Origin of the sequence: Intrasporangium flavum (genome assembly GCF_001956915.1) — a bacterium.
In the GTDB taxonomy this organism is placed as follows: Bacteria; Actinomycetota; Actinomycetes; order Actinomycetales; family Dermatophilaceae; genus Monashia; species Monashia flava.
In genome coordinates this window covers 345,507-365,725 of record NZ_MLJO01000013.1, presented here as the reverse complement: position 1 = coordinate 365,725, position 20,219 = coordinate 345,507, and the positions used below count along the sequence as shown (strand labels likewise).

At 72.5% G+C, this 20,219-nt stretch carries 20 protein-coding genes; 4 read left to right on the top strand and 16 right to left on the bottom strand.

The features are described 5' to 3' along the window. Positions 1–155 precede the first annotated feature (155 nt). The gene (locus BIV28_RS12375; protein WP_083707290.1) at positions 156–536 is read left to right on the top strand and encodes a DUF4282 domain-containing protein; all 381 of its coding nucleotides are present in this window, start codon (positions 156–158) and stop codon (positions 534–536) included. Positions 537–653: 117 nt separating this feature from the next. Here the strand turns inward: BIV28_RS12375 and BIV28_RS12370 are convergent, their stop codons facing one another. From BIV28_RS12370 to BIV28_RS12310, 13 genes are all read right to left on the bottom strand, one after another. Beyond that, the gene (locus BIV28_RS12370; protein WP_076262257.1) at positions 654–1,664 is read right to left on the bottom strand and encodes an agmatine deiminase family protein; all 1,011 of its coding nucleotides are present in this window, start codon (positions 1,662–1,664) and stop codon (positions 654–656) included. A 68-nt stretch (positions 1,665–1,732) separates the two neighbouring features. Next, the gene (locus BIV28_RS12365; RefSeq protein WP_076262157.1) at positions 1,733–2,707 is read right to left on the bottom strand and encodes a nitrilase-related carbon-nitrogen hydrolase; all 975 of its coding nucleotides are present in this window, start codon (positions 2,705–2,707) and stop codon (positions 1,733–1,735) included. Positions 2,708–2,786: 79 nt separating this feature from the next. Next, entirely contained in the window at positions 2,787–3,554 is a 768-nt protein-coding gene (locus tag BIV28_RS12360) for a hypothetical protein (RefSeq protein ID WP_076262155.1), read from the bottom strand. After that, positions 3,538–4,212 carry a hypothetical protein gene (locus tag BIV28_RS12355; protein WP_242652946.1) on the bottom strand — a complete coding sequence of 225 codons (675 nt, stop codon included), beginning with the start codon at positions 4,210–4,212 and terminating at the stop codon, positions 3,538–3,540. The genes BIV28_RS12360 and BIV28_RS12355 overlap by 17 nt, the downstream gene beginning before the upstream one ends. Before the next feature lie 55 nt (positions 4,213–4,267). Further along, positions 4,268–5,587, bottom strand: a complete 1,320-nt coding sequence (locus tag BIV28_RS12350) for an MCE family protein (protein ID WP_076262154.1) — start codon at positions 5,585–5,587, stop codon at positions 4,268–4,270. After that, positions 5,584–6,816 (bottom strand): MCE family protein, encoded by a 1,233-nt coding sequence (locus BIV28_RS12345; RefSeq protein ID WP_242652944.1) that lies wholly within the window; start codon positions 6,814–6,816, stop codon positions 5,584–5,586. Before BIV28_RS12345 ends, BIV28_RS12350 begins: the two co-directional genes overlap by 4 nt. Then, entirely contained in the window at positions 6,816–8,006 is a 1,191-nt protein-coding gene (locus BIV28_RS12340; protein WP_076262152.1) for an MCE family protein, read from the bottom strand. Before BIV28_RS12340 ends, BIV28_RS12345 begins: the two co-directional genes overlap by 1 nt. After that, entirely contained in the window at positions 8,006–9,034 is a 1,029-nt protein-coding gene (locus BIV28_RS12335) for an MCE family protein (RefSeq protein WP_076262150.1), read from the bottom strand. The genes BIV28_RS12340 and BIV28_RS12335 overlap by 1 nt, the downstream gene beginning before the upstream one ends. Next, positions 9,031–10,062 (bottom strand): MCE family protein, encoded by a 1,032-nt coding sequence (locus BIV28_RS12330; RefSeq protein ID WP_076262148.1) that lies wholly within the window; start codon positions 10,060–10,062, stop codon positions 9,031–9,033. The genes BIV28_RS12335 and BIV28_RS12330 overlap by 4 nt, the downstream gene beginning before the upstream one ends. Beyond that, positions 10,059–11,426, bottom strand: coding sequence for an MCE family protein (locus BIV28_RS12325; RefSeq protein ID WP_083707289.1), 1,368 nt, complete (start codon positions 11,424–11,426; stop codon positions 10,059–10,061). The genes BIV28_RS12330 and BIV28_RS12325 overlap by 4 nt, the downstream gene beginning before the upstream one ends. Continuing rightward, a complete protein-coding gene (locus BIV28_RS12320; protein ID WP_242652942.1) occupies positions 11,423–12,337 on the bottom strand; it encodes an MlaE family ABC transporter permease in 915 nt (304 codons plus the stop codon). The genes BIV28_RS12325 and BIV28_RS12320 overlap by 4 nt, the downstream gene beginning before the upstream one ends. A gap of 7 nt (positions 12,338–12,344) precedes the next feature. Next, on the bottom strand, positions 12,345–13,115 hold the full coding sequence (locus BIV28_RS12315) for an MlaE family ABC transporter permease (RefSeq protein WP_076262147.1): 771 nt from the start codon (positions 13,113–13,115) through the stop codon (positions 12,345–12,347). 1 nt (position 13,116) lies between these two features. Next, positions 13,117–14,157 (bottom strand): ABC transporter ATP-binding protein, encoded by a 1,041-nt coding sequence (locus BIV28_RS12310; RefSeq protein WP_278247773.1) that lies wholly within the window; start codon positions 14,155–14,157, stop codon positions 13,117–13,119. Positions 14,158–14,328: 171 nt separating this feature from the next. Between BIV28_RS12310 and BIV28_RS12305 the strand changes: the two genes are divergently transcribed. Next, a complete protein-coding gene (locus tag BIV28_RS12305; RefSeq protein WP_076262145.1) occupies positions 14,329–14,802 on the top strand; it encodes a DUF4178 domain-containing protein in 474 nt (157 codons plus the stop codon). A 56-nt stretch (positions 14,803–14,858) separates the two neighbouring features. Here BIV28_RS12305 and BIV28_RS12300 read toward each other — a convergent pair whose 3' ends face one another. After that, positions 14,859–15,881 carry a hypothetical protein gene (locus tag BIV28_RS12300; RefSeq protein ID WP_207555948.1) on the bottom strand — a complete coding sequence of 341 codons (1,023 nt, stop codon included), beginning with the start codon at positions 15,879–15,881 and terminating at the stop codon, positions 14,859–14,861. A 151-nt stretch (positions 15,882–16,032) separates the two neighbouring features. On the opposite strand from BIV28_RS12300, the gene BIV28_RS12295 reads away from it, so the two are divergent. Beyond that, positions 16,033–17,415 (top strand): FAD-binding oxidoreductase, encoded by a 1,383-nt coding sequence (locus tag BIV28_RS12295; protein ID WP_207555955.1) that lies wholly within the window; start codon positions 16,033–16,035, stop codon positions 17,413–17,415. Further along, entirely contained in the window at positions 17,415–18,611 is a 1,197-nt protein-coding gene (locus BIV28_RS12290; RefSeq protein WP_083707288.1) for a pyridoxal-phosphate-dependent aminotransferase family protein, read from the top strand. The genes BIV28_RS12295 and BIV28_RS12290 overlap by 1 nt, the downstream gene beginning before the upstream one ends. Positions 18,612–18,874: 263 nt before the next feature. Here BIV28_RS12290 and rplL read toward each other — a convergent pair whose 3' ends face one another. Then, positions 18,875–19,264, bottom strand: a complete 390-nt coding sequence (gene rplL / locus BIV28_RS12285; RefSeq protein ID WP_076262142.1) for a 50S ribosomal protein L7/L12 — start codon at positions 19,262–19,264, stop codon at positions 18,875–18,877. A gap of 63 nt (positions 19,265–19,327) precedes the next feature. Next, positions 19,328–19,912, bottom strand: a complete 585-nt coding sequence (rplJ, locus tag BIV28_RS12280) for a 50S ribosomal protein L10 (protein ID WP_076262140.1) — start codon at positions 19,910–19,912, stop codon at positions 19,328–19,330. Positions 19,913–20,219: the final 307 nt, after the last annotated feature.

Sequence of the window (20,219 nt, the reverse complement as noted above, 5' to 3'; positions counted from 1 at the left end):
CCCCCGGATCGGCGCCCCCGCCGCCCTCGACGCCCTCGACGCCCCCGACGCCCTCGTCACCGTCGTCACCCTCTGCTCCGGCGACGCCGCCCCCGCCGCCCGCGTCGGCCGGTGGGCCGGGCACGCCGCCCCCGCCCCCGGGTGGGCCCGGCCCGGTGGGTCACCCCGAGCCACCGCACCACGAGCCGCACCAGGCGCACGGCGGCCCCGGCGTCTTCGTCAGCTCCGGCGGCGAGGCCCTCGCCGACTCCTCGGCCGGCTTCTTCCCGGCACTGTTCGACTTCTCGTTCAACACCTTCGTGACGCCGAAGATCGTCCGGATCGTCTACGTGCTCGCCGTCGTGTGGGCGGCTGTCGGCTACGTCTTCGCCGTCATCGGCGGGTTCGCCTCGAGCGTCGGCACCGGCCTGGCCGCCCTGATCTTCGGGCCGATCGTCGCGGTCATCTGGCTCGCGGTCGTGCGCATCGGCCTCGAGTTCGGCATCTCGGTGGTGCGGATGAGCGAGGACGTACACCGCCGCCTGCCCCAGGCGTGAGGCCCGCCTGAGGCCCGCCTGAAGCCCGTCTGACCTGCACGGACGCCGCAGGCATCCCGTCGCGGTGCCGAGGTGGGCGCCCCTCCCCGGGTCCGGGGAGCGGCGCCCGCCACGGTCTCAGAGCGAGGGCTGCTGCTGGGTGATGCAGTGGATGCCGCCGCCGCGGTCGAAGAGCGGCCGCGCGTCGACGCCGACGACCCGGCGCCCCGGGTAGGCCTCGCGCAGGACCCCGAGCGACGCGTCGTCCTGGGGGTCGCCGAACGTGCACGCGATGACACCGCCGTTGACGACGAGGTGGTTGATGTAGGACCAGTCGACCGGGCCCTCGGCGTCGGAGAGGGTCCGCGGCGCCGGCACGCCGACGACCTCGAACCGCTGCCCCCGGGCGTCACGGGCGTCCTCGAGCAGCTCGCGCAGCTGCCGCGACACCGCGTGGTCCGGGTGGCCGGGGTCCTGCTGCTCGTGCAGGAGCACGACGCCCGGGCTCGGGATCGTCGCGACGATGTCGACGTGCCCACGGGTGCCGAACTCGTCGTAGTCGCGCGTCAGGCCGCGCGGCAGCCAGACGAACGCCGTGGCGCCGATGGTCCGCGCCAGCTCGGCCTCGACGTCGGCGCGGGTCAGGCCCGGGTTGCGGCCCGGGTCGAGCTGGACGGTCTCGGTGAGCAGCACCGTGCCGAGCCCGTCGACGTGGATGCCGCCGCCCTCGGTGACGAGGTCGGAGCCGATGCGCCGGGCCCCCGCCATCTCGGCGACGAACGTGCCGATCCGCGCGTCGTGCTCCCAGCTGGCCCAGGCCTGCGCGCCCCAGCCGTTGAAGACCCAGTCGACGGCGCCGAGCCGGGTGCCGTCACCCGACCGGACGAAGCTCGGGCCGATGTCGCGCATCCACGCGTCGTCCAGGGCCGCCGGTACGAGCTCGACGGCCGGGTGCAGGAGCGACTCGGCGACCGGCAGGTCGGCCGGGGTCACGACCATCCGGACCGGCTCGAACTCGACGACCGCGGCTGCGACGGCGGCCCAGGTGGCCCGGGCCGAGGCGACCTCCTCCGGGGTGTCGCCGAGCGTGTAGCCCTGGCTCGGCCAGGCCATCCACGTGCAGTCGTGCGGGTCGGTCTCGGCCGGCATGAGCCAGCCGGGCCCGTCGGGCGAGGTGGGGACGTCGAGATCGCCCGAGGCGTCGGGGACGGGCGAGCTCACCCGGCCACCTCGCGCCGGTGCTCGGGCCGGACCGGCTCGGCGAGGGCGGCGTAGGAGTCGGGGCGGCGGGTGGCCAGGAACGGGAACAGGTCGAGCCAGTCCTGTCGCTGGGCGAGGTCGAGGTCGGCGACGAGCACCGCCTCCTCGTCGCGCGGGGCCTGGACGAGGATCCGGCCGTACGGGTCGGAGATGAACGAGCTGCCGTAGAAGGTGATGAGACCCTCGGTGCCGTAGCGGTTCGGCACGACCATGAACAGGCCGTTGGCGATGCCGTTGCCGACGATGACCTGCTGCCACAGCGGCTGGGTGTCGAAGTCGGGGTGGTCGGGCTCGGAGCCGATCGCCGTCGGGTAGCAGAGCACCTGGGCGCCGCCGAGGGAGTACAGGCGCGCGACCTCGGGGAACCACTCGTCCCAGCACGTCGGCAGGCCGAGGCGCAGGGCCGGGTCGGCGAGCTCGACCACCGGGTAGGCGGCGTCCGGGGGGCCGGGACGGAAGTACTTGTCCTCGTAGTAGCCGGCCGTCACCGGGATGTGGGTCTTGCGGGTGCGCGCGACGACCTCGCCGCCCGGCGCCACGACGACGGCGGTGTTGAAGCCGAGCCCGTCGGCCGAGCCGTCGGGGGCGTCCGCCTTCTCGTACAGCGAGGCGTGCACGTGGACGCCGAAGTCGCGGGCGGCCTCGCGGGCGAAGGTCACCGTCGGGCCGGTCTCGAGGTCCTCGGCGATGGCGTTCGGGGTGCCCTCGGGCAGCGTGTCGGCCGGGTAGCGCGACAGCGTCAGCTCGGGCAGGAAGACGACCGACGCGCCGGCCTGCGCGGCGGTGCGGATGCCGTCACGCAGCGTCTCGACGAGGGCGGCGGGGTCCTCGACCCACGCGTGCTGGACGAGTCCGACCCGGACCGGAGGGGCCTGCGGCGCGTCGACGCGGGCGAGGGACTCGGGGACACCATTGGCCTGGATGAGCTTCACAGGGGGCAGTATGCCAACCCCGGGCCCTCCCCGGCCCCGGTCCCGGACGACCCCAGTGGGCGCCCGGGACCAGCCCCCTTCAGAATGCGGACAGGTCGCTGACGAGCCAGCGTTCCCCCACCTTCCGCATCGTCGCGATGACCCGGTTCTGGTCGATCGCGGGGGTCGTGCTCGCCTTCGTCGTCGTCGCCTGGTTGACGAAGGCCATGACGCGCACCGTGGTGCCCTCGCCGCCGTCGCCGGACGTGTCCATGACACCGGCGTCGTAGACCTTGGCCTGGACGGTCGCGCCGTTCTTGACCGCCATCGGCTTGATGTCGGCCGTGGCGACCTTCGCGAACTGCTCGCGGAAGGGCGAGGCGAGCTGCGGCGTCACCTGGGCCACGTGCTGGTCGAAGGTGGTGCCGGTGTAGCTGAGGAGGCTCTCGAGCGTCGTGCGGGCCGAGCCGACGGCCGCGCCGCGCTCGGCATCGGAGACGTTCGGGCGCAGCGAGAGGACGAGCGTCGTCGCGAGCAGCGCGAGCGCGAGCACGGCCGCGGTGGCGGCGGGCCAGAGGCGCCGCCGACCGGTGGTCTGCTCGTCGATCGTCGACGCGTCCGCGGCGTCCTCCACCGGGACGGCCGCCGGGGCGTCGTCGCGGGGCGTGGTCGGCGTGACGGGGCGGGTGTCCGCCGGCGCAGAGGGGCGCGCGTCGTCGGGGGCCGGCGCGGTGACAGTGCGCAGCGCGTCCGAGCGGCCGGTGCCCGCGGGCTCGCGGCGCCGCGAGCCGGCGACGCGTCGGCGAGCCGGAGCCTTGGGCGACGCGGCGGGCTGCGGCGTCCGGCGGGTGTCAGCTGACGAAGTCAAGGGCGTTCACCTTCCAGGCGTCGCCGACGCGCACGAGGTCGAGGCGCAGGCGGTAGGTCTTCTTCTCCGGGGTGCTCGTCGAGCTGTTGGTCGTCGGGGCGACGACCCCGACGATGACGCGGGCCGAGTCGTCGTCGGAGGAGACGAGCGAGGCCTCGGCGCGCTCGACGGTCGAGACCGTGCGGTTCGCGGTGACGACGGGCTTGAGCTGGGCCAGCGTCGAGGCGTACTCGGTGCGGAACTGGCCGGTGGCCTCGTCGAGGACGCGCTTGGTGTCGGCGTCGAAGGTCGAGGCCCGCATCGTCACGAAGTTGACGGCGATCTGCCGGCCGGCGGCGAGGGCGGCCGAGCGCGACTCGTCGGCCTGTCGGGCCTGCCACGCGGCGCGTCCGAGCGTGCCTGCGACCGCTACGGCCGCGAGCGCGAGCACCGCCGCGAGCGCCCAGAGGACGCGCGGGGTGGGCCGCCAGGTGCGGGGTCGTCGGACCTCGAGCCGCTCGTCCGCCGGCTCCTCGGCGTCGCGGGCCTCGAGGTCTGCGTACGGTTCGAGGGCGTCTGCAGGCTCCGAGGCGTCCGCGGCGTGGACGCGGTCGGCGTCACGCGGGGCGTCCGGGGAGGCGTCGCGCCGGCCGGGTGGGTTGTGGGTGACCGTGGTCATTCGAGGGGTGTCCTTCCGTCACCGGCCCGTGGTCCCGGGTGGTGCGGGGCGGCGCCTAGCGGAGCGCCTCCTGCATCATCCAGAGCCAGCTCGGACCGTTGTCGGTGGTGCTGGTCGGGTTCGCTGCCGAACCGGGTCCACCGGTCGGGGCGACCGGTGCCTGGACTGACAACGAGGCGGGGCTGTCGGAGGTCACGGCCGGGTTGCCGAGGGCGACCGGCGTCGAGCCGAAGGCCATCGGGTAGCTGGCGCCGCCCTGGGCGCCGGGGCGCGGCTTCGGCTCGTTCTGGGCACCGCGGACGTTGACGCCCGAGCCGCGGGCCGCGGCGCAGTGCGCGTCGAAGTTCGTCGGGGGCAGGTTCTGGGTGCGGTGCGGCTCGACCTTCTTCGTGCCGCCGTAGCCGGCCTCGCACGCCTTGGGGTCATCGACGTTGAGGACGAGCCCGAAGTGGGCCGTGCCGTCGCCCGGGATGACGGTGAAGCCGCCGGTGACGACGTCGGGGTAGGTGACGAGCATCTGCTCGATGCCGTCGAGGCGGGCGGTCGTGACGTTGCCGATGGTGATGAAGTTGGCGAGGAGCGCGGCGAGGCTCTGCTTGTTCTCGGCGATGAGCCCGTCGAGCTGCTTGACGGCGACGGCGCCGCGGTCGAGGACGAGGCGCAGGTCGGGGTCGGCCTGCTTCAGGGCGTCGGCGACGTCGGCGAACCCCGCGAGGCTCGTGCGGATGTCGTCGCCGCTCTTCTTCTGCGTCGTCATGACGATGCGGCCGTCGTCGATGAGCCGCGTCGTCTCGGGCAGCGCCTGGGTGGCGGCGGTGGTGAGCGCGTCACCGGAGTCGACGAGGCGCTGCAGGTCGGAGCCACCGTTCGCGAAGGCGTTGCCCAGCTCGTCGACCGTCGTGACGAGGGCGTCGCGCGGCACGGAGGCCACGGTGCGGTCGACGTGCCGGAGCAGCTGGTCGATGCGGATGGGGAAGGCGGTGTCGTCGCGGGGCACGACGTCGCCTGCGGCGAGGTAGGGAGCCCGGTCGGTGCGTGGCTGGAGGTCGAGGTACTGCTCGCCGACCGCGGAGCGGTTCTCGACGACGGCCTTGGTGTCCTTGGGCACCTCGGTGCCGCGGTCGAGCCTCGCGTCGACGCGGACTCCGTTGCCGGACAGGTGCATTGCCTCGACGCGTCCGACGGTGACACCCCGGTAGGTGACCTCGGCGCCGACGAAGATGCCGCCGGACTCCGCGAGGTCGGCCGACACGACGTAGCTGCCGCCGATGATCTTGTCGGTGAGGCCGACGTAGTTGGCCGAGAGCACGGCCACGAGGACGACCGACAGCAGGGCGAAGACGGCCAGCTGGATGCGGACGGTACGGGTGATCACCGGGAGCCTCCCGTGGGGAAGAGCGAGGACCAGGCCGAGCCGTCGGAGCCCGAACCCGAGGCCGACTGGCCGAGCGGCAGGCCCGGCAGGGTCGTCGGCAACGGCACGCCGGGGACGGTCGGCACGGGAACCGAGGGGACGGAGGGCAGCGACGGGAGCGGCACGCTCGGCAGCGACGGCAGGCCGCCCGAGGGCAGCTTGCCGATGCCGAGGTTGTCGGCGATGGTGCCGACGTTCGCGTCGAGGGTGATCCAGAGGTTGGTGAAGTCGCCCCTGATCGTCGACTGCGCGTTGTTCGGGAACGGGTAGGTCAGCAGCAGCTGGAAGCTCTTGGGCAGGTCGTCGCCCGCCTTGTTCAGCTGGCGCAGGATCGGGCTGATCGCGCGCAGGTTGGCCTCGAGGTCGGCCTTGGAGCCCTTGATGACGCGGGTGCCGACGGCACCGAGCCGGTCGAGCGCGGTGAGCATCGCGGTCAGCTGCCGGCGCTGGTCGGCGAGGATCTTCAGGCCCTTGGGCAGCTCCTCGAGCGCCTTGCCGATGTCGTCGCGGTGGTCGGCGAGGGTCTTGCTGAGCCGGTCGATGCCGTCGAGCGCCCGCACGATCTCGGACTTCTGCGCGTCGAGGCCGCCGACGAACGTGTCGAGCTGGCCGATGACGTCGCGCACGTCGGCGGTGCGACCACGCAGGGCGTTGTTGAGCTCGGCCTCGATCGTCTTGAGCTGGGCCACGCCACCGCCGTTGAGCAGCAGGGACAGCGCGCCGAGCACCTCCTCGACCTCGGGGTTGCGGGTCGTGCGCGACAGTGGGATGCGGTCGCCGTCGGACAGCCGGCCCTCGGGCGCGACGCCGGTGGGCGGCGCGAGCGCCACGTACTTCTCGCCGAGCAACGAGGTCTGCTTGAGCTCGGCGGTGGCGTTGTCGGGCAGGACCACCGACCGGGGCAGGCGCATCCGCACCGTCGCGGTCCAGCCGTTGACGGTGATGTCCTCGACCGTGCCGACGGTGACCTGGTTGACCTTGACCGAGGACTGCGGGACGAGGTCGAGCACGTCGGAGAACTCGGCGGTGACGGTGTAGCCGTCCGCTCCCCCACCGGCGCCGCCGGGCAGCGGCAGGTCGTAGGCGTTGCAGCCGCCCACGGCGAGGCACGCGACGACCGCGGTGGCGGTGGCCTTGAGGACGGTGCGGACGGGACGCATCGGGCTCTCCTGCGACATCAGCGGGGACATCAGCTGCCACCTCCCAGCAGGCCGCCGAGGGTCGGGTCGGCACCTCGGAGGTCGACGAGCCCGCCCGGCTGCGGCGTGCCGCGCAGCAGGGTGCCGCTCGGCAGGCTCGGCAGCTGCGGAAGCTTGAGCAGCAGCGCCTGGCGCAGCGTGTCGCACAGCTTGGTGTTGCCGGTCTTCGTCGGTCCCGTGAGGATCGAGCAGACGAGCAGCAGCGGGTCGTCGAGGCCCTTGGCGTTGTTGCGGGTGTCGAGCGTCCCGGTCTGCGGGTGGTAGGCGTTCTGGAGGTTCGACAGCGCCGTCGGGGCGTTCTCGAGCACCTGGGCCAGGGCGTCGCGCTGCTTGACGAGCGAGCCGGTGACCGTGACGGCACGGTCGAGGTCGGTCTTGACGACGGCGCGGTTGTCGCGGACGAAGGACTGCACCTCGTCGACGGCGACCCCGAGGTTCTTAAGCGCCGACTTCAGGTCGTCGCGCTCGGCCGACAGCTGCACCGCCACCGTGGCGAGGTCGCTGTTGAGGCGGCGCACCTGGTCGTTGTTCGTCGCGAGCATCGAGGTGAAGGACTGGAGGTTCTTCACGGTGCCGAAGAGGTCCTCGCGGCTGCCGGACAGCGTCGAGAGCGCGGTCGAGAGGTCGTGGACCGTGCCGTTGATCTTCGTCCCGTTGCCGTCGAGGTTGGCGGCCGACGTCTGGAGCAGCTGCGAGAGCGCCCCGTCCTTGTTCGCGCCGTCGGGGCCGAGGGCGACCATGAGGTCGTCGAGGCTCTGCGACACGCGGTCGAGCTCGACCGGAACCGCCGTGCGCTGCAGAGGGATTCGCGTACCGGCCGTGAGCGCCGGGCCGGAGGTGAACACGGGCAGCAGCTGCACGTACCGGTCGGACACGAGCGACGGCGCGACGATGGCGGCCTTGGCGTCGGCAGGCACGCGGTACTTCGAGTCGTAGCTGAACGTGACGTGCACGTGGTCGCCCTCGGGCACGACGGTGTCGACCTGCCCGACGCGGACGCCGAGGATGCGCACGTCCGAGCCCGGGTAGAGCCCGACGGCGCGGGTGAAGTCGGCGCTGACGCTCGTCTGCTCGGCGCGCGGCCAGAAGGTGTACGCGCCGGCCGCGAGCGCGGCCACGACCACGGCGACGACGAGCGTCGTGAGCAGCGACCGCGAGCGGGCTGCAGGCGTGCCGGCCATCAGCGTCCACCTCCGAGCAGCTGCGGCAGCGACGTGCCGGGCAGCGACAGTCCCGGTGTGCCGACCGGCACGACGAGGTTGCTGACCCACGTGTCGAACCAGCGGCCGGTGCCGAGGGTGTTGGCGTACACGCGGGTGAAGGGGGCCATCAGCTTGATCGTCTTCTGGAGGTCGGCGTCGTGCTTCTGCAGCAGGGCGAGGGTCCTGTCGAGCTCGTCGAGCGCCGGCTTGAGCTGGGCCCGGTTGTCGCGCGCGAGGCCGGTGAGCTGCTGGGCCAGCGCCGAGGTGTTGCGGAAGAGCGTGCGGATCTCCTCACGGCGCTTGGCCAGCTCGACCATGAGCGCGTCGGCGTCGCGGATCAGCGTGCCGACCTGCTCGTTGCGGCTCTTGAGCAGCCCGGTGACGCGGTTGGCCCGCTGGAGAAGCGCGGACAGCTGCTCGTCGCGGCTCGCGACGGTGCGCGACAGGCGGGAGAGGCCATCGAGCGTCGAGCGGACGTACTTCGGGCTGTCGCGGAACTCGGTGGCCATGACGGTGAGGGACTTCGCGAGCTGGTCGGTGTCGATGCGCTCGGTCGTCGTCGTGAGGTCCTGGAAGGCGTTGATGACGTCGTAGGAGCTGACGGTGCGCGACGTCGGGATCTGCGCCCCGGCGTCGAGCTGCCCGCTGCCCTTCGGGTCGAGGGCGACGTACTTCTCCCCCAGCAGCGTCTTCATCCGGATCGACGCGCCGGTGAGCGAGCCGAGCTCGACGGCGTCGTCGGTCACCACGAAGTCGACGCGCACGTGCGAGCCCTCGAGGTCGACGCCCGTGACCTTGCCGACCTTGACGCCCGCGAGACGGACGTCGTCGTCGGGCCGGATGCCGCCCGCCTCGGTGAAGGCGGCGCTGTAGCCGGTGCCGCCGCCGATGAGGGGCAGGCTCGAGGCGTTGAAGGCGAGGTAGAGCAGCAGGGCGATGGCGACGAGCCCGGCGATGCCGATCGGCACCGGGTTGCGCTCGCGGAAGGGGACACTGCGCGATCTCATGGCTGGCACCTCGCGGCCGCGACGTCGTAGGAGGGCGTGACGCCGGGCAGGATCGGGGTCTTGGTGTCGAACCGGCACAGGTAGAAGTTGAACCACGAGCCGTAGGTGGCCGTGCGGGTCAGCGTCTCGATGCGCTGGGGCGCCGAGGAGATGAAGTCCTCGAACTGCTTGACGTTGGCCGGCTTGTTGAGGGTCGTCGACAGGGTCCGCAGCTGCGCGACGTCGTCCTTGATGAGCGGACGCGTCGTGACGAGCAGGTCGGCCGTCTCGGCGGAGAGGTCGTTGATGCCGGTCAGCGTGCGCCCGATGGTCTCGCGGTCGGCGGCGAGGCCGCTGGTGAACCGCTGGAGCTGGTCGATGAGGTCGAGCAGCTGCTGGTCGTGGGCGTCGACCGTGCCGAGGACGGCGTTGAGGTTGTCGATGGTGCGGCCGATGACGGCGTCGCGGTCGGCCAGGGTCGAGGTGAGGCTCGCGGTCTTGGCCAGCAGCGCGTTGACGTTGCCGCCCTCGCCCTGGAGGGTCTCGACGAGCAGCCCGGACAGCTCGTTGACGTCCTTGGGCGACAGCGCTGCGAAGAGCGGCTTGAAGCCGTTGAACAGGACCGTGAGGTCGAGGGCCGGGTGGGTGCGCGCGAGCGGGATGGTCGCACCGTCGGCGAGCGGGGCCGGCGAGCCGGTGCCCTGCGTCAGCGCGAGGTAGCGCTGGCCGACGAGGTTGCGGTACTTGACGGTGACCTCGGTGCCCTGGGTCAGCACCGAGCTCTTGAGCACCGTGAAGTCGATCTGCGCGACGTCCTGGCCGGTGCCCGGGGCCTTGGCGACCCGGACGCCCGAGACCTCGCCGACCCGGACGCCGGCGATCCGGACGTCCTGGCCCTCGACGACGCCGGTGGCGTCGGTGACCATGGCCGTGTACGTCGCCTTGGAGCCGAGCTGGATGTTCGCGATGGTCATCGCGAGCACGCCGGTGGCGGCGAGCGTCACGAGCGCGAAGACGACGAGCTTGAACAGCGAGCCCTTCCACTTCATCGGGTGCTCACCACCGTTCCGCGCATGAGCGGTCCCGCGAGCAACGTCTGGATGCCGCTCGGGCTCGCGCCGGCGGAGTCGTCACGGGCGAGCAGCGCTGCGACGAGGCGTTGCTCGTCGAGGGTGCCCGCCGACCCCGAGTCGGACGCGCCGGCACCGCCGAGCAGCGCCTGCGGGATCGCGCTGAACGGGGTGCCGCTGCCCGCGGGCTGCGATCCGTCGTCGAAGTGGTGCCCCTTGAACGGGTTCGACTGGGAGCCGGTCGGGCTCGGCAGGCCGAAGCAGTTCGGGCCGCGCTGCTCCTGCCACCGTGGCTCCTCCCCCGGCTTGTAGGCGTCGCGCGGGGGCACGACCTCGAGGGTGATGTGGAAGACGCCGCCGGAGAAGGCCTGGTTGACGCGCGGGAGCCAGTTGACGAGCCCCGAGGCCATGCAGGGGTAGATCGGCGAGTACTCGGACAGCAGCTGCAGCGTCGGGCGGGACACGCGTCCGACCTGGATGATCCGGTCGCCGTTGTCGCGCAGGAAGCCCGCCGTCGTGTTGGCGAACCCGGCCGTGCCGACGAGGAACGCCGCCAGCTGCTGGTCCTTCTCGACGATCGTGCGGTTGGTGACCCGCAGCGACTCGGTGAGCCGGAAGAGGTCGGGGCTGACGTCGGCGTAGAGGTTGCTGACGTCGGCGAGCAGGCTGACGTCGTCCTGGATGACCGGCATCTGCGGGTTGATCGCCTTGAGGTAGCGGTCGAGCATCTGCAGGTTGTTGCCGATGCGCTCGCCGCGGCCGTCGAGGGTGGTCGACAGCGCGTTGAGGGTGGTGGCGAGCTTGGCCGGCTGGACGGTGCGCAGCAGCGGGTAGAGGTCGTCGAGCACGCTCTCGAGCTCGATGCCGACGGTGCTGCGGTCCTGGGTGATGACGTCGCCCGCCTGCAGGTGCTTCGCGCTCGGCGCGGCCACCGTGACGAGGTCGACGTAGCGCTCGCCGAAGAGGGTCTTCTGCAGGAGGCGGGCGTTGACGTTCTCCGGGATCTTGTCGACCTGGTCGGGCTGCAGGGCCAGCTCGAGGCGCGCGCCATCGGGGGTGGCCGACACGCTGCGGACCTCGCCGACGAGCATGCCGCGCAGCTTGACGTCGCTGCTCTCCTGCAGCTGGCTGCCGAGCCGGTTGGTCTCGAGGGTCACCATGACGACCGGGGTGAACCGCTTCTGGAACGTGGCGACCGACAGCGCGACGAGCAGCGCCACGACGAGGAGGAAGACGAGCCCGTAGGCCTTCTGCCCCAGCCGCTTTCGCGTGTGCTGGGTGAGCGGGCCGGGCGTCGAGTCGGTGCTGACGTCGGTGACGCGCTCGGGCGCGGTGGCGCTCATCCGGCGATCCTCACGCTCGTCGTCGCGCCCCAGATGGCGAGGGACAGGAAGAAGTCGACGATGTTGATGGCGACGATCGAGGTGCGCACCGCCTTGCCGACGGCGACGCCGACGCCGGCCGGGCCGCCGGAGGCCGTGTAGCCGTAGTAGCAGTGGATGAGGATGATGACGACGGCGAACACCATGACCTTGCCGAAGGACCAGAAGACGTCGCCCGGTGGCAGGAACAGGTGGAAGTAGTGGTCGTAGGTGCCCTCGCTCTGCCCGAAGTAGGACGTCGAGATGAACCGGGTGGCGGCGTAGGAGCTGAGCAGCCCGAGCACGTAGAGCGGCACGACGGCCACGAACCCGGCGATCATCCGCGTGGTGACGAGGAAGGGCAGCGACGGGATGCCCATGACCTCGAGGGCGTCGACCTCCTCGGAGATCCGCATCGCGCCGAGCTGGGCGGTGAAGCCGCACCCGACGGTCGCCGCGAGCGCCAGGCCCGCGACGAGCGGGGCGATCTCGCGGGTGTTGAGGTAGGCGGAGAAGAAGCCGGTGAACGCGCCGGTGCCGAGCTGGTCGAGCGAGGAGTAGCCCTGCAGGCCGACCTCCGTGCCGGTGAAGAAGGCGAGGAAGGCGATGACGCCGACCGTGCCGCCGATGACCGACAGCGCGCCCGTGCCGAGCGAGACCTCGGCGAGGAGGCGCACGACCTCCTTCTTGTAGCGGCGCAGCGTGCGGCCGCTCCACGCCAGCGACCGGACGTAGAAGCGCATCTGCTCGCCGAGCGAGTCGAGCGAGCGCGCCGGGGCGCTCGCGACGCGCAGGGCCTTGGCGGCGGCGGGGCCGACCGGGCCACGGCGCTCGGCCCGGGACCGCGGGGGGCGGCCGGACGGCGTCGGGGTGGGTGTGGTCGTCGTGGTCATCGTGGCCTCAGATCTTCTGCGGGACGACCTGGAAGTACACGGCCGTGATGACGAAGTTGACGACGAACAGGAGCATGAAGGTGATGACGACGCTCTGGTTGACGGCATCGCCCACGCCCTTGGGACCGCCGCCGGCGTTGAGACCCTTGTAGGCGGCCACGACGGCGGCGATGGCCCCGAAGACCAGCGCCTTGATCTCGGCGGTCCAGAGGTCGGGCAGCTGCGCGAGCGCGGTGAAGCTCGCGATGTAGGCGCCCGGCGTGCCGCCCTGGACGATGACGTTGAAGACGTAGCCGCCGACGACGCCGACGACGGACACGAGGCCGTTGAGCAGCAGCGCGACGAGCATGGAGGCGAGCACGCGCGGCACGACGAGGCGCTGGATCGGGCTGATGCCGAGCACTTCCATCGCGTCGATCTCCTCGCGGATCTTGCGCGAGCCGAGGTCGGCGCAGATGGCCGAGCCGCCGGCGCCGGCGATGAGCAGCGCGGTGACGATCGGGCTGGCCTCGCGCAGCACGGCGAGGACGCTCGCGGCACCCGTGTAGGACTGCGCGCCGAGCTGGCGGGTCAGGGTGCCGAGCTGGAGGGCGATGACGGCGCCGAACGGGATCGACACGAGGGCCGTCGGCAGTATCGTCACGCTGGCGATGAACCAGGCCTGCTGGATGAACTCCTTGACCTGGAACGGGCGACGCGGCAGGGCCCGGAACACGTCGAGGGCGAGCGCGAAGAGCGAGCCCGACTGCCGCAGGGCGCCGGTGAGGGGTGCAGCCATCTCAGCCCACCCCGTCCAGGGCGGCGGCCGGCTCGGGCTGCGACGGTGCAGCGGGGGCTGCGGCCGGCGGAGCGGGGGGCGCCTCGGCCCGAACCCCGGGCACGCCCGCCCGGTGGGACTCGAACGACCCGGGCGGAGGCGTGACGCCGTTGGCCCGGCACCACTCGCCCGCGGGGCGCTCGGCGCGCCGGGGCGCGCCGTCGCTCGTGCCCAGCTGGAGGGCGATGGGCGGGAGCGGCGGCAGCTCCTGACCCGACTCGGCGGCCAGCTCGTCGGCGTCCTTCTCCTCGGACATGCCGATCGGTCCGACGGTCTGGGCGTTGAGGAACTGGCGCACGACCGGCTCCTCCGAGGACAGGAGCATCTCGCGCGGCCCGAACATCGCCAGGTGCCGGTGGTAGAGCAGGCCGATGTTGTCGGGCACGGTGCGCGCGGTGTTGATGTCGTGCGTGACGATGAGGAACGTGGCGTCGATCTGCGCGTTGAGGTCGATGAAGAGCTGGTTGATGTAGCTCGTGCGCACGGGGTCCAGGCCGGAGTCGGGCTCGTCGATGAGGAGGATCTCGGGGTCGAGCACGAGCGCGCGGGCCAGCCCGGCGCGCTTGCGCATGCCGCCGGAGATCTCGCCCGGGAGCTTGCCCTCGGCGCCGGAGAGGCCGACGAGGTCCATCTTCTCGGTGACGATCCGCCGGATGTCCGACTCGCTCTTCTTCGTGTGCTCGCGCAGCGGGAAGGCGACGTTGTCGTAGAGGTTCATCGACCCGAACAGCGCGCCGTCCTGGAAGAGGACGCCGAAGAGCTTGCGGACCTCGTAGAGGTCGTGCTCGCGCAGCCGCGTGAGGTCCTGGCCGTTGATGACGATCGACCCGGCGTCCGGCTTGAGCAGCCCGACGAGCGTCTTGAGGAAGACGGACTTCCCGGTGCCGGAGGGGCCCAGCATCACCGAGATCTCCCCCGCGGGGAGCGTCAGGGTCACGTCCTTCCAGATCGTCTGGGACCCGAAGGTCTTCGTCAGACCGCTGACCGCGATCTCCACACCCATGTGGCACCTACTCGTTCTCGACCGTCTCGACTCGGTTGACTGGGAAACGAGTGGTGCCGGACGAAGTTACGCGCGAGTTCGCGTCGGACCACCATTCCGACGCACGGGGCCCTAACCTTGGGGAACGCTGTGTGGCGCACGTCGCACGTCGGGGAGCGACGAGGAGGCCGGATGCGGGCACGACTGCGGTCCTCGCAGGTCATGCCCGGCGCGTTCGTGGAGGTCGAGGGTCGGCCCCGCCTCGTGCTCGGCACGCTGCGGTTCACGAGCGAGGGCCGCCGCTGGGAGGAGCACTGCGTCGTGGGCGCGCGCGCCGGGACCCCCGAGTGGGTCGCCATCCGCCCGCGACAGCGCGAGACCGTCGTGGAGTGGACGACGCGCCACGACCTCGTCGCCGAGCCCGACCTCGACGGCATCACCCTCGACGGGCGCGACTGGATCCTCGACGAGGCCGGCACCGCCACGTACACCGCGACCGGCGACACCGGCACCGGTCCCGTGGGCAGGTGCGACTTCGTCGAGTACACGAGCGGCTCGGACGCCGTGCTCGTGTTCGAGAGCTTCGACGGCGCCGTGTGGGAGCTGAGCACCGGGCGGCGGGTCGACCCCGACGCGGTGATCGCCTACCACGACGTGCCCGGCTGACGCGTCGGGACCCGTCGGGACGCCGCGACCTCAGTCGTGCGTCTCAGTCGTGCATCTCAGTCGTGCGTCGCGGTGACCTCGTGGCTCGCGACGCCGTCCTCGACGCGCAGCGACACCGTCGCGACGCGACCGGCCGTGCCGAGGCCGCCCAGACCCGCCAGGGCCGCGTTGACCTGCTCGAACGTCTCGGGCGTCGGTACCGGTGCCTGGCCGTCGGCGTTGCCCGACAACCCTGTCAAACGGTGGTCCGGCCCGACGGTGACGGTCGCGAGGAGGCGTTCGACGTCGGTGCCGCGGGCGGCCGCGACGCCGGCGTGCAGCGTGCGCGCCACCTCGTCGAGCAGGGCCCCGACGCGCTCGGCGGCGTCCGTGCTCGATGGCTCCGTGCCCGACGGCCCCGTGTTCGCTGGGGCCTCGGCTGGGGTCGACCGCGGCAGGTGCCCCTCGCTGAGGAAACCCACGGCGGCGAACTCGATCTTGCCGAAGTCGACGACGGCGTCACGCGCGAGCGAGTTGTCGATGACGTAGGCCAGGTTGACGGCGAGGTCCTTCATCCCGGGGTGCAGCTGCTGGCCGACGAACCGGGCGCAGAGCAGGAGCGCGTGCACCCGGACCATCTGGCGACCACGTCGGTCGGCGACGCGCTGCTCGGGCTCGACCCGGCCGAGGTCGAAACCCTCCTTGGGGTAGAAGTGGACCGGGCGCTCGAGCACGAGCAGCGAGTAGTCCGGACGGTCCGAGCCCGGCATGAGCCGGTACAGCTCGCCGTTGAGCGGCAGCTGCCACTCGAGCTCGGGCGGGGCGAGGTCGAAGCCGGTGACGCTGACGAGCGGCCCGTACCGGCCGGTCGGCGAGGCCGTCGACGGGTCCGAACCGGCAGGGGCCGGGGCCGCGGGAACGGGCGGGGCCGGCATCCCGGCGACGGGCGACCCGACCGGCGGCCCGGCGGGCGTCGGTGCGGACGCCGGTGCGGGCGTCGGTGCAGGCGGCCCAGGGGGCGTCGACACGCCGGGTGCCGGCGCGGCCCCCGCGCCGTCCGCGTCGTCGGTGGACCCCTTGGCGCGCGACAGCCATCCCATGCGGGTCAACCTACCCGCAGCATCACGCCACCCGGTCGGCACGTCGTGCAGCAGATCGCGGCCGGCGGCGCCGGGCGGCCACCCGGCCGTGCGTGCCCCGTCGCCCCCGGCGAGCGGCCGCCCCGGTGGTTACGGTGGGTCAGTGACGACAGTGAGCAGGGACGCTCCCGACCTCCACGACCTCGCCGGCCTGACCGACGCGCTGCCCCCGGGGGCCGTGCTCACCGAGCCCGACAGCGTCGCCGCCTACCGTTTCGACTACACCGCGGACCCCGATGCCGGCACGCCGCTCGCGGTGGTCCGGGCCACGAGCGCCGCCGACGTTCAGGCCACGGTCCGGTGGGCGTCGGAGCACGGCGTCCCGCTGGTGCCGCGCGGCGCCGGGAGCGGCCTGTCCGGCGGCTCGAACGCCGTCGAGGGCTGCGTCGTGCTCAGCCTCGAGCGGATGCGCGCCATCGAGATCGACCCGGCCACACGCACCGCCGTCGTGGAGCCCGGCGCCCTCAACGCCGAGGTCAAGCGCGCCGCCGCCGAGCACGGCCTCTGGTACCCACCCGACCCCTCCTCGTTCGAGATCTGCTCGATCGGCGGCAACGTCGCGACCAACGCCGGCGGCCTCTGCTGCGTCAAGTACGGCGTGACGACCGACTACGTCCTCGGCCTCGACGTCGTCCTGGCCGACGGCACGCTCGTGCGCCTCGGCGGCGAGCGCATCAAGGACACGGCGGGCCTCTCGCTCGTCAAGCTCTTCGTCGGCAGCGAGGGAACGCTCGGCGTCGTCACCCGGGCCACCCTCCGGCTCGTGCCCGCGCAGGCGCCACCCGCGACCCTCGTGGCCACCTTCGACGACGTCGCCGACGCCGCGCGGGCCGTCGTGGCCATCGGCGGCCGGCTGCGCGCCTCCATGATGGAGCTGATGGACCACGCGTCGATCAACGCCGTCGAGGACTACCGCGCCATGGGCCTGGACCGCGACGCCGGGGCGCTCCTCGTGGCGCAGTCCGACGCCCCCGGCGCGGCCCGCGGCGAGGAGATCGCGCTCATGGAGGCGCTCTGCACGGCCAACGGATCGCGCGAGTGCTTCACGACGACCGACCCGGACGAGGGCGAGCTGTTCGTCGCCGCGCGGCGGGCCGCGATCGTGGCGATCGAGCGCAAGGGCACCCTGATGCTCGAGGACGTCGGCGTGCCGGTGCCCCGGCTGCCCGAGCTGCTCACCGGCATCGCCGAGATCGCCAGGGCCCGCGAGGTCGAGATCCCCGTCGTCGCGCACGCCGGCGACGGCAACACCCACCCGGTCATCGTCCACCCGCCCGGCGACGAGGCGGCCCGGGGCCGCGCAGCCATCGCCTTCCGCGAGGTCATGACCCTCGCCATCGGGCTCGGCGGCACCATCACCGGCGAGCACGGCGTCGGGCGGCTCAAGCGCGCCGCCCTGCCCGAGCAGCTGGGCCCCGACGTCATGGCCCTGACCCACCGCATCAAGACCGCCCTCGACCCGCAGGGCATCCTCAACCCCGGAGCCGGATTCTGATGACCACCGACCAGTCCACCGCCACCGCGACGACCGCATCGACGACCGCATCGACGACCTCATCGACGACCGCACCCACGGCGGCCCCCACCACGGCGAGCCGGCCCATCGCCGAGCGCCACCTCTTCGGCCCCGGGCCCTGCAACCCCTACCCCGAGGCGACGCTGGCGCTCGCCGCGCCGCTGCTCGGGCACCTCGACCCCGTCTTCCTCGCCGTCATGGACGAGACGTGCGACCTGCTCCGGTACGTCTGGGGCACCGCGAACCGGCGCACCCTGCCGCTGTCGGCCACCGGCTCGGCCGGCATGGAGACCGCGTTCGTCAACACGGTGCGCCCGGGCGACGTCGTCGTCGTGGCCGTCAACGGCCTCTTCGGCGAGCGCATGGTCGACGTCGCCGGGCGCCACGGCGCCGAGGTCGTGCGCGTCGACCACGAGTGGGGCAGCCCGGTCGACGCCGAGCGCGTGCTCGACGCGCACCCCTCCCCCGCGATCATCGCGGCCGTCCACGCCGAGACGTCCACGGGCGTCCGCTCGGACATCGCCGCCCTCGGCGCCGGCAAGGGCGACGCGCTCCTGCTCGTCGACGCCGTCACGAGCATCGGCGGCATCGAGCTGCGCGCCGACGACTGGGGCATCGACGTCGGCTACGCCGGCACCCAGAAGTGCCTCGGCGTCGCCCCGGGCCTCGCGCCCTTCACCATCAGCGAGCGCGCCTTCGCCCGACGCGTCGAGAAGCCGTCGTCGTGGTACCTCGACCTCGGGCTGCTCGGCGGCTACGTCGGCGAGGCCGAGGGCAAGGGCCAGCGCACCTACCACCACACGGCACCCACCGCGATGGTCGCGAGCCTGCACGCCGGGCTGCGCCGCATCGCCGACGAGGGGCTGGAGCACGTCTGGGCGCGTCACGCCGAGGCCGGGCGCCTCCTCCAGGAGGGGCTGCAGGAGCTGGGGCTGACCCTCTTCGCCCAGGAGGGGGCGCGCCTGCCCGAGCTGACCACCGTCAACGTGCCCGAGGGCGTCGACTCCGCGGCGGTGCGCCGCTACCTGCTCGAGCGGCACGACGTCGAGATCGGCGCCGGCGCAGGAGAGTTCGCCTCCACGGTGTGGCGCATCGGGCTCATGGGACACAACGCCCGGCGGGACCGCGTCGCCCTGGTCCTGGCCGCCCTCGAGGACGCCCTGGCCCACGCCTGATCGCGCCGGCTGACCAGGTCCGTGGGCGTCGGAGGGAGTCGGGAGCGATTCAGGGGCGGCGACCGTTCGAGCGCCGGCTCACGTGCGAGCGGCACCGCCGCCCCTGCTCCTGAGCGAGCGGCGCCCTCCGGCGCCGGCGGCGAGGCGCCGAGAGTCCGAGGCACCAGGCCACCGGACATGCGGAAGGCGGGCCCGACCTGGTGGTCGGACCCGCCTTCGCGGTGAAGCAGTGATCCCGACCGGCGTGAACCGGCCGGGTCAGATCACTTGAGCTCGACGGTGGCGCCGGCGCCCTCGAGCTGCTCCTTGGCCTTCTCGGCCGCAGCCTTGTCGACGTTCTCGAGGACGGGCTTCGGGGCGCCGTCGACGAGGTCCTTGGCCTCCTTGAGGCCGAGGCTCGTGAGCGCGCGGACCTCCTTGATGACCTGGATCTTCTTGTCGCCGGCGGCGGTCAGGACGACGTCGAACGAGTCCTTCTCCTCCTCCTCGGCGGCGGCGGCGCCGCCACCGGCAGCGCCCGCGGCCGCAACGGCGACGGGGGCGGCGGCGGTGACCTCGAAGGTCTCCTCGAACTGCTTGACGAACTCGGAGAGCTCGATGAGGGTCATCTCCTTGAAGGCGTCAAGGAGCTCGTCGGTGCTGAGCTTAGCCATGGTGGCTTCCTTCCTGTTTCTTGCCGTGAGTGGCGGTTTGGTGGGTGAGCGACGCGTGGCGCGTCAGCTCTCGTCGCCACCCTCGGCGACGTCGGTCGTGGCCTCGTCGGCGGCAGCCGGCGCGGCGGGGCCCTGAGCCTCGACCTTCTGACGCAGGGCGTCGACCACGCGGGCCGTCTGCGACAGAGGAGCGACGAACAGGTAGGCGGCCTTGTTGAGCGAGCCCTTCATGGCGCCCGCCAGCTTGGCCAGGAGAACCTCGCGGGACTCGAGGTCCGCGAGCTTCGTGATGTCCTCGGCGGTCAGCGGCTTGCCGTCGAGGACGCCAGCCTTGATCACGAGGAGCGGGTTTGCCTTGGCGAAGTCACGCAGGCCCTTGGCCGCCTCGACCGGGTCACCGGTGACGAAGGCGATCGCGGACGGGCCCTGGAGGTGGCCGTCGAAGGCCGTGATCCCGGCCTCCTTGGCGGCGATCTCCGTCAGCGTGTTCTTGACCACGGCGTAGGTGGCGTGCTCTCGGATCGAGTTGCGCAGCGTGGACAGCTGCTTCACGGTCAGACCGCGGTACTCGGTGAGAACGGCCGCGCCGGACTCACGGAACCGGTCCGTGATCTCGGCGATGGCTGCCGTCTTCTCGGCGTTTGCCATCTGGGCCTCCTTCCCTTGCGTGGTGACGCCGGAGGAGTCCGTAGGGCCTGCACGAAAAGAGCCCCGGCGCAGGCGCTCGGGGCTCGGACGGGCACGCGGACGTGCCGTTCTCACTCGATCGGCCTGCGCTGGCTGCCCGCATCGTGCGGGACCTTCGGGAGTCGTGGTGGCCACGTCCCCAACCGGCGGTCATTGGTCGCGGACAAGACTACGGGCTGGGCCTCGCACGACCAAATCGGCGAGGGCCGACGCGGCGGGTCCGCCCCGGCATCCTCGCATTCGCGCGCGCGAGGTCCTAGCGTGACCC